7 protein-coding genes are annotated in these 9,198 nt (G+C 40.4%); 1 reads left to right on the top strand and 6 read right to left on the bottom strand.

Annotated elements, in window-relative coordinates; all coding sequences use genetic code 11:
* Positions 1 to 183: 183 nt before the first annotated feature.
* The 6 genes from QM374_RS10365 to QM374_RS10340 all read right to left on the bottom strand — a co-directional run bounded on the left by QM374_RS10365 (position 184) and on the right by QM374_RS10340 (position 7,430).
* Positions 184 to 972 (bottom strand): EbhA, encoded by a 789-nt coding sequence (locus QM374_RS10365; RefSeq protein WP_414311692.1) that lies wholly within the window; start codon positions 970 to 972, stop codon positions 184 to 186.
* A gap of 165 nt (positions 973 to 1,137) precedes the next feature.
* A complete protein-coding gene (locus tag QM374_RS10360) occupies positions 1,138 to 2,064 on the bottom strand; it encodes an aldo/keto reductase (RefSeq protein ID WP_414311691.1) in 927 nt (308 codons plus the stop codon).
* A gap of 100 nt (positions 2,065 to 2,164) precedes the next feature.
* Positions 2,165 to 4,162 (bottom strand): methionine--tRNA ligase, encoded by a 1,998-nt coding sequence (gene metG, locus QM374_RS10355; RefSeq protein WP_414311690.1) that lies wholly within the window; start codon positions 4,160 to 4,162, stop codon positions 2,165 to 2,167.
* Positions 4,163 to 4,296: 134 nt separating this feature from the next.
* Positions 4,297 to 5,556: an ABC transporter permease gene (locus QM374_RS10350; protein WP_414260433.1), complete on the bottom strand. Its 1,260-nt coding sequence runs from the start codon at positions 5,554 to 5,556 to the stop codon at positions 4,297 to 4,299.
* Position 5,557: 1 nt separating this feature from the next.
* Positions 5,558 to 6,259, bottom strand: a complete 702-nt coding sequence (locus QM374_RS10345) for an ABC transporter ATP-binding protein (RefSeq protein ID WP_414311689.1) — start codon at positions 6,257 to 6,259, stop codon at positions 5,558 to 5,560.
* Positions 6,243 to 7,430 carry an efflux RND transporter periplasmic adaptor subunit gene (locus QM374_RS10340; protein WP_414311688.1) on the bottom strand — a complete coding sequence of 396 codons (1,188 nt, stop codon included), beginning with the start codon at positions 7,428 to 7,430 and terminating at the stop codon, positions 6,243 to 6,245. Before QM374_RS10340 ends, QM374_RS10345 begins: the two co-directional genes overlap by 17 nt.
* 239 nt (positions 7,431 to 7,669) lie before the next feature.
* Here QM374_RS10340 and gor point away from each other — a divergent pair, with 239 nt between their 5' ends.
* Entirely contained in the window at positions 7,670 to 9,016 is a 1,347-nt protein-coding gene (gene gor / locus QM374_RS10335; RefSeq protein ID WP_414311687.1) for a glutathione-disulfide reductase, read from the top strand.
* The last annotated feature ends 182 nt before the right edge of the window (positions 9,017 to 9,198 follow it).

Genomic DNA, 9,198 nt, shown 5'->3' with positions numbered 1-9,198 from the left:
TATTCAAGTGGGCTTTTATCTGTTTTATCATGGGAAGTACCTCCTTAACTATCAGTTTAGCACATAAAAAAAGAAACCCAAATACAGAATTGTATTTGAATTTCTTAACTTAATGACATTGAGGTCATACCTCGCTCTTTGATTTCAAATTCATGAAAAGATATAGAATATTTTTATCGTATTTTATTTAATTTCTATAAGTTTTTGATATATTTTTTTAGTTAGTTCTTGTTGTTGACTTGCTGTTAATCTTGAAGAAGTACGAATCAAAACTGTACCATAAACATAATGCGAACCAGGTTGAAGAGCGGTTCCATCGTAAGTACTAATATAATTATTATGTTTTTCTGCTTCCTCTTTAGTCTTATATACTTCTATATTTCCTCCAGCATCATTGCCTTTTTGAATAATATCAGATCCGTTTACTGGTGGATTTACTTGATTATCTACAAAATAAACCGATGCTGTATAGCCACCTTGTTTATTTAAATGCCTATTTGGATCATTACTTTCTGTCACAGATTGTACTCCTGTAATTGTATCAACCTCTTTTAGTCGTTCCTCAATAAAAGTACTAGATGGATTCGTAATTTGTTTTAATTGAATGACGCTATTCTTGTATTTTTCAAGTTTGTCCTTTAACTCATTTTGAATCTCAGTATAACTTAACGGTTGATTCATTTCATCAGTCTGATTTTCAATATCTTTTGTTTTTTTCTCTATTTCAGGTACTTTTCTTATTGATTTTTGAGTTTCTTCAACAGAATTCTTTAAATCATCTAAAGTATTTGGTTCTAGTGCTTCTTCTCCTTTTTCAACCACCGTTTCAGCCTCAGATAATAAGTCTTCAATATCTTTATTTTTTTCTTTTAGAGATGTAGAAGCCTTCTCAAAGTTACTAACAGCAGTTTTATAAGGTACATAAGATAAAAAATAATAACCCAAACTAACACCTAGTACTGCAAATATCATAATAGATATGATTGCTATATTTTTTTCATATTTACTTTCCCTAAAAAATTTTTTATTTTATTATACTATCATTGGTTTGCATTTTCAAACAATTATATAGAGTTTTAAACAAAGATAAAAAGAGCGAGAATCGATCTCGCTCTTGATAGGATTTCGTTTTAGTTTCTAAGGCAAATCACTCCCTGCTGCTAGGTAAATCTCATACCATTCTTTTCGAGTCAGGTTGACATTGCTTGCTTGGCTTGCTTCTATCAAATGTTTAGGGTTAGTTGTTCCTACTACTGCCTGCATCTTAGCTGGATAGCGTAACACCCAAGCGATAGCAATAGCTGATGGGCTCACACCGTATTTTAAGGCTAATCGATTTAGGACTTTGTTTAGTTGTTGGAACTTCTCATTGCCGACAAAATTCCCTTTGAAATATCCGAACTGCAAGACTGACCAGGCCTGAATAACCATGTCGTTTAATTTGCAGTATTCAAAGATGCTTCCATCACGCAAAGCTGCCTTGTCACCTTCCATATTGACATGGAAACCTGATTCAAAACCAGGTGTGAAAGCTGCACTTAGTTGTAATTGATTGATAGATAAAGGTTGTTTGACTTCTTTCTTCAGTAATTCCATCATCATAGGATTTTGATTGGACACACCGAAGTCTCGAACTTTACCTGATTTGTGTAGAATATCAAAGGCTTGAGCCACTTGATCAGCTTCCATCAAGGCATCTGGGCGATGGAGAAGCAAGCTATCTAGATAATCAACCTGCAATCTTTTTAGAATCCCGTCTACTGACTCTAAAATATAATCTTTTGAAAAATCAAAATAGGTAAATTCTTCTATGCGAATGCCACACTTGGACTGGATCCACATCTTTTCTCGCAGGTCAGGACGATTGTTTAACACTTGTCCCAGTAATTCTTCGCAACGACCTCCACCATAGATATCTGCCAAGTCAAAGGCATTGATTCCTACGGATAGGGCTGTTTCAACCAACTCCTCAACCTCTTTAACCGACTTGTCACTGATTCGCATCATGCCTAGAACGATTTCGGACAATTCTCTTTTCTCTTGACCAAATGGAATGTATTTCATGGCAATTTCCTCCGTTTTTCTTCATTATAAAGCAGAATGACACTTTTATCAACTGCTATCTCACAAAAGAAAAGAACCAGCTCAAACTGGTTCTTTAATCTTATCCAATCACACTTCCGTTTGGTACAGCTGGATCAACTGTGAGAAGGGTTAATTTGCCATCATGTTCAGCTGAGAGGATCATACCTTGGCTGACATATTTCTTCATCATCTTACGAGGTTTAAGGTTGGCAACGATTTGGACTTTCTTGCCGACCAATTCTTGTTCGTTTGGATAATATTTTGCAATACCAGAAAGGATTTGACGGTCTTCACCGTCACCAGCATCAAGGCGGAATTGAAGCAACTTATCAGAGCCTTCCACTTTAGAAACTTCTTTGACCTCTGCAACACGGATTTCGACCTTGTCAAAGTCTTCAAACTTGATTTCATCCTTGTTGAGTTTGAGTTCAACTTCATCTGGATTCCATTCTTTTTCGACGGCTGGTTTGTTGCCTTCCATTTGTTCCTTGATATAGGCGATTTCTTCTTCCATATCGAGGCGTGGGAAGATTGGTGTTCCTTTGGCAACAACAGTCACACCAGCAGGGAAATCTGCCAGGCTCAAGTTTTCAAGGCTAGAAACTTCTGCTAGACCAAGTTGAGTCAAGACCGCACGACTGGTTTCCATCATAAACGGCTCAATCAAGTGAGCTACAACACGAAGACTGGCTGCCAAGTGACTCATGACACTTGCCAATTGGTCACGAAGAGCTTCATCCTTAGCCAAGACCCATGGAGCTGTCTCGTCTATATATTTGTTAGTACGTGAGATAAGAGTCCAGACTGCTTCAAGTGCACGTGGGTAGTCAACTGCATCCATGTGTGTATGGTAGACAGCGATTGATTGTTCTACCACTTGAGCAAGTTCATTGTCAAAGTCTGTTACACCTTCTACATAGGCAGGGATTTGACCATCAAAGTACTTGTTAATCATTGAAACCGTACGGTTGAGGAGGTTCCCAAGGTCGTTTGCCAATTCATAGTTGATACGACCTACATAGTCCTCTGGAGTGAAGGTTCCGTCTGAACCGACTGGAAGGCTACGCATGAGGTAGTAACGAAGTGGATCAAGTCCATAACGTTCTACTAACATTTCAGGATAAACGACATTCCCTTTAGACTTAGACATCTTACCGTCTTTCATGACAAACCAACCGTGAGCAATCAAACGTTCTGGCAACTTGATATCGAGCATCATGAGCAAGATTGGCCAGTAGATTGAGTGGAAACGAAGGATGTCTTTTCCGACCATGTGGAAGACTGTTCCGTTCCAGAACTTGTCAAAGTTACCATGCTCATCTTGTTCATAACCAAGAGCCGTCACGTAGTTGAGAAGGGCATCCATCCAAACGTAAACCACGTGTTTTGGATTTGATGGGACTTGTACACCCCAGGTAAAGGTTGTACGAGAAACCGCCAAGTCTTCCAAACCTGGCTCAATGAAGTTACGTAGCATTTCATTGAGACGGCCATCAGGAGTAATGAAGTCAGGATGTGATTTGAAAAATTCGACCAAGCGGTCTTGGTATTTGCTGAGGCGAAGGAAATAAGACTCTTCTGAAACCCATTCAACCTCGTGACCTGATGGAGCGATACCGCCAGTCACATTTCCAGCTTCATCACGGAAAACTTCTGCAAGCTGGCTTTCTGTAAAGAATTCCTCATCTGAGACTGAATACCAGCCAGAATATTCACCCAAATAGATGTCATCTTGAGCAAGCAATCGTTCAAAGACCTGTGCGACAACTTTTTCATGGTAGTCATCAGTTGTACGGATAAATTTATCGTATGAGATATCTAGTAATTGCCATAGTTCTTTAACTCCAACTACCATTCCATCAACATAGGCTTGAGGCGTGATGCCAGCTTCTTCTGCTTTTTGTTGAATCTTTTGGCCATGCTCGTCAAGACCAGTCAGATAAAAGACATCGTAGCCCATCAGGCGTTTGTAACGTGCTAAGACATCACATGCGATAGTTGTGTAGGCAGAACCGATATGAAGTTTACCAGATGGATAGTAAATCGGTGTTGTAATATAAAAATTCTTTTCAGACATAATATTTCCTTTCCAGGCAAATGAAACCTGTTTTTCTAACACTTCATTATATCATATTTTAATGATTTTCGATAAGGAAATCCATACAAAAACAAGACAGACTGATGTCCATCTTGTTTTTCCTATTGATTATCTTATTCATAGCGAAGAGCTTCGATTGGATCGAGCTTAGAGGCTTTATTGGCTGGTAGAACACCAAATATCATACCGATGCCAGCTGAGACGGCTAAGCTAAAGAGAGCGATTGGGATGGATACGCCAACTTCGATTCCTGCAATCAAGTTTTGAAGAAGAACACCTGCAAGCATGGTCACTCCTGCAGCAAGCAGAAGACCGATGACCCCACCTAATAAGGTTAAAATCATGGATTCAATCAAGAATTGAACCAGGATATTAGCCCGTGTTGCTCCTAGTGCTTTACGTAGACCAATCTCACGGGTACGCTCTGTCACCGAAACAAGCATAATGTTCATAACACCAGTACCGCCGACAAAGAGGGAAATACCCGCAATGGCACTAATAATCGTTGTTATGAAGCCAAACATTTGTTGCACTTCGTTGAAGGCTTCCGTTGCATCAGCTATCTGATACTCTCCTTGTTGGAGACCTGCAATCTCCGTCATTCTTCTTGCCAATTCTGGACCTAAAGTCTGAGTCAAGCTCGTATCGTTAACACGGAAGACAATATTTGAAATCTCGTCTGTGTTAAAATTGGCTGCAAGAGAAATATTGGTCGTGATTGGTAGTCCTCCGACTCCAAAGGCTTTTGCAGCCTTAGCTTCTTTACTTGCATAAACACCAATAACACGGTAACTGATTTCATTTACTTCAACAAGCTGATTGAGAGCTTCTTGTGCTGAACCAAAAAGGCTATTGGCAAGTTCTTCATCTAAAATGATCACGTTTGCAAAATCCTTATAATCTTGTGCTCTAAGACTTCGACCTGCAATGATTTCATTTTCGACCGCATCCATATAAGTGACATTCCCACCAGTCATGTTAGCGTGTTCCACCTTTTTATCCTTATAGGTCAAGGTCACATTGGCTGAGTTGGTCACATAGTAACTATCCACTCCCTTGAGCTTAGCAGCTTCCTTAACCCAAGCTTCTTGTGGTTTTGGAGGTTCAACAAAAACATCTTCCTCTTTACCAGACAGGGTTAGAGCAGATTGCTTCTGGGTAAAGGAACCGTCCTTACTCTTGGTAGGTGAGAAAAAGACATGGATGTCTTTCTGGGACTTGGTCATATTTTTATTGACCTGGCGAGACATAGAGTCACCCAAGGCCATGATAACGACAACGGATGATACGCCGATGATAATCCCGATCATGGTCAAGAAGGACCGCATCTTGTGGGCCATAATGGATGAAAAGGCAAATTTCAGATTCTGCATCTTAGTTTTCCTCCTTTTCTACTAGACCACTGTCAGACGAAATGACACCATCTCGGATGACGATTTGACGTTTCGCATAGGCGGCAATTTCAGGCTCATGCGTAACCATGATAATGGTTTTTCCTTCTTTGTTTAATTCAACCAAGAGTTGCATGATTTGATTTCCTGTTTTGGTATCCAAGGCTCCAGTAGGTTCATCTGCCAAGATGATCGAAGGGTTATTGACCAATGCACGCGCAATGGCAACCCTTTGCTTCTGACCACCTGACAACTCCGAAGGTAAATGATGGCTACGCTCGGTCAGCTCAACCTTTTCCAGATACTCTTCTGCTAATTTGCGACGTTTTGAAGCTGAAACTCCAGCATAAATCAAGGGAAGTTCTACATTTTGAAGAGCATTAAGCTTGGACAAGAGAAAGAATTGTTGAAAGACGAAGCCTATTTCCTGATTTCGAACCTTGGCTAATTGTTTTTCACCCAAACCAGCTACTTCTTTTCCAGCTAGAAAATACTGCCCACTTGAAGGGGTATCTAACATCCCAATGGTATTCATGAGGGTAGATTTCCCAGAACCAGATGGTCCCATGATTGCTACAAATTCTCCCTCATGAACTTCTAGGTTAATATTCTTGAGAACTAGTAGTTCTTGATCACCATTGCGATAGCTACGACAGATATTTTTGAGGCTAATTAGTTGCTTCATCAGTCTTCACCTCTTTTCCTTCTTGCAAGGAAGCTGTCGGATTACTGATGACTTTTGCTCCATCTGTCAGACCAGATGTGATTTCTTGATTTTCTGCATCTGCATTGCCCAAACCAACTTCAACTTTTTTGGCCTTGTGATTTTCATCAAGGATCCAAACATAGTTTTTCTCTTCTTCCATGACTACGCTGGTGATCGGAACAATCAATGCTTTGCTAGTGCTTTTCACTTCGACACTGACTGTAAAGCCCTGTTTCAAATCACCGATTTCACTAGTTACATCGACAGTATATGGGTATTTTGAACCTGTGTTTGAAGCAGCTAAGCTACTACTTGCTTCACTGTTATTTTTTGGATAATTTGAAATATAGCTAATCTTACCATTCCAAGTTTTATCTGGGTAAACCTTGGAAGTGAAAGTGACTTCTTGGCCTACAGATAGATTGGCAAGATTGTACTCAGAAAGCTCTCCCTTGACCTGTAAATTATCATTACTTACAATATGCACCAAAACCTGGCTATTTCCAGTTGGAGATTTTGAAACATTCCGATTTACTTCAACAACTGTACCCTCTACCGTACTCAATACCGTAGCAGCATTCAACTGGGCTTGAGCTTTTTCGAGTTGCGCTTCTGCATCTGCACGCACATCACGTGCATCGCTGATTTGAGAATCAATAGCAGCTGTGGCAGAACCAGATGACTGAGCTGGTGCTTGTCCAGTTGCTCCTTCTAGACCTGCTTGCGGAAGGCTAGGTGTTGCTGCAGCGGTATTACGTGCATCGTTTAATTCATTGATATGACGGTCAGCTTTAGCAACAGCACGACTGGCAGCATCATAGGCAGCCTGGGCTTCTGTGCTACTATACTTGACGAGAGCCTGTCCTTCACTGACCTGATCACCAACAGAGACCAAGACCTCATCCAAGTCACCCTTGCTTGCATCATAATAAATGTATTGTTCGTTTTGAGCAGTTACTGTACCTGATAAAAGAACTGAAGATGCCACAGACCCCTCTTTGGCAAGGACAATCTTAGCAGTTTCATCTTTTGCTGCGGCTTGATTTGGTTGTCTTAACAGAAGAACAGCTGCTGCTCCCGCTACAAGTACAGACGCCACTCCAATAGCAGTAAATAAAGGCCATTTCTTAGCTTTTGACTTTCTTTTCATAGCAATACCCCTTTTATAAATATATATGTTAAGATTATAGCACATATCCTAAAAATGGACAATTTATTTCTCATCATCCAAAAACATTTGCTAAATCTTTTATTGTTGTATTAGTTATATAATACACTTTCTTTTTTATTTTTGCAAGCATTTTCTTAAAAATTTTAAACGTAGCAGATTTTTGCATTGACCTTCAAAAAAAGATAGAATATGACTAGAAAACAACAAAGGAGCTTTCTATGAGAGAATACGATATTATCGCCATTGGAGGAGGTAGCGGGGGTATTGCTACCATGAATCGTGCTGGTGAACATGGTGCTAAAGCGGCAGTTATTGAGGAAAAGAAATTAGGTGGAACCTGTGTCAATATTGGCTGTGTTCCTAAGAAAATCATGTGGTACGGAGCTCAAATCGCAGAGAGCATCCACAAATATGGGCCAGATTACGGATTTATCAGTAACGGTAATGAATTTGATTATGCAAGGCTTCGTAAAAATCGTGAAGCCTATATCGATCGTGCTCGCTCCTCTTACGACGGAAGCTTCAAACGTAATGGGGTTGATTTGATTGAAGGACGCGCCGAGTTCGTTGATGCTCATACAGTCAGTGTCAATGGTGAGTTGATCCGTGCTAAGCACATCGTGATTGCAACTGGAGCCCATCCTCATATCCCTACCATTCCTGGTGCTGAACTAGGTGGTAGTTCTGATGATGTCTTTGCCTGGGAAGAATTGCCTGAATCTGTAGCCATTCTGGGTGCTGGTTACATTGCTGTCGAATTGGCTGGTGTACTCCATACACTTGGTGTTCAGACAGATTTATTTGTCCGTCGTGAGCGTCCACTTCGTGGATTTGATAGCTATATTGTTGAGAGCTTGGTTCAAGAAATGGCCAACACTGGATTAAACCTCCACACCCATAAGGTTCCAGCTAAACTTGAAGAAACTGAACAAGGCATTACCATTCATTTCGAAGATGGTAGTATTCATACTGCCAGTCAAGTTATCTGGGCAACTGGCCGCCGTCCAAACGTTAAAGGACTCCAGCTAGAAAAGGCAGGCGTTACTCTCAATGAACGTGGTTTCATCCAGGTTGACGAATACCAAAACACAGTCGTTGATGGTATCTATGCTCTTGGCGATGTCACAGGTGAAAAAGAACTGACTCCTGTTGCTATCAAGGCTGGACGTACCCTATCCGAAAGACTCTTCAACGGTAAAACTAATGCCAAAATGGACTACACTACTATTCCAACTGTAGTCTTTTCACACCCAGCTATCGGAACTGTCGGTCTGACTGAGAAAGAAGCCATTAAAGAGTATGGACAAGAAAACATCAAAGTCTATACTTCAAAATTTGCATCTATGTATTCTGCAGTTACCAGCCACCGACAAGAAGCTCGCTTCAAGCTCATTACAGCTTGTGAGGACGAAAAGGTCGTTGGTCTGCATGGTATCGGCTACGGCGTCGATGAAATGATTCAAGGTTTCGCAGTTGCTATCAAGATGGGAGCTACAAAAGCTGACTTTGATGCGACAGTTGCTATCCATCCAACAGGATCAGAAGAATTTGTGACTATGCGTTAATACAAAAAGAGACCATCACGGTCACTCAGATTGAAGAAAAAGTCTATTTTGGACCATGAACTGCACCCCAAAAGTTAGACAAAAGAAAATCTAACTTTTGGGGTGTTTTTATTATGAAACTAACTTATGAAGATAAAGTTCGGATCTATGAACTCAAAAAGCAAGGAGAGAGCTTTAGAAAG

Origin of the sequence: Streptococcus infantis (assembly GCF_047465525.1) — a bacterium.
Taxonomy (GTDB): Bacteria; Bacillota; Bacilli; order Lactobacillales; family Streptococcaceae; genus Streptococcus; species Streptococcus infantis_R.
Note: the sequence above shows the minus strand (reverse complement) of the source record. Positions and strands in the feature narration are given on the sequence as shown.

Bases quoted from the DNA above. Each gene is read 5' to 3' on its own strand.
- QM374_RS10365 (WP_414311692.1), bottom strand. From the start codon at position 972: ATGATATTTGCAGTACTAGGTGTTAGTTTGGGTTATTATTTTTTATCT.
- QM374_RS10360 (WP_414311691.1), bottom strand. From the start codon at position 2,064: ATGAAATACATTCCATTTGGTCAAGAGAAAAGAGAATTGTCCGAAATC.
- metG (WP_414311690.1), bottom strand. From the start codon at position 4,162: ATGTCTGAAAAGAATTTTTATATTACAACACCGATTTACTATCCATCT.
- QM374_RS10350 (WP_414260433.1), bottom strand. From the start codon at position 5,556: ATGCAGAATCTGAAATTTGCCTTTTCATCCATTATGGCCCACAAGATG.
- QM374_RS10345 (WP_414311689.1), bottom strand. From the start codon at position 6,259: ATGAAGCAACTAATTAGCCTCAAAAATATCTGTCGTAGCTATCGCAAT.
- QM374_RS10340 (WP_414311688.1), bottom strand. From the start codon at position 7,430: ATGAAAAGAAAGTCAAAAGCTAAGAAATGGCCTTTATTTACTGCTATT.
- gor (WP_414311687.1), top strand. From the start codon at position 7,670: ATGAGAGAATACGATATTATCGCCATTGGAGGAGGTAGCGGGGGTATT.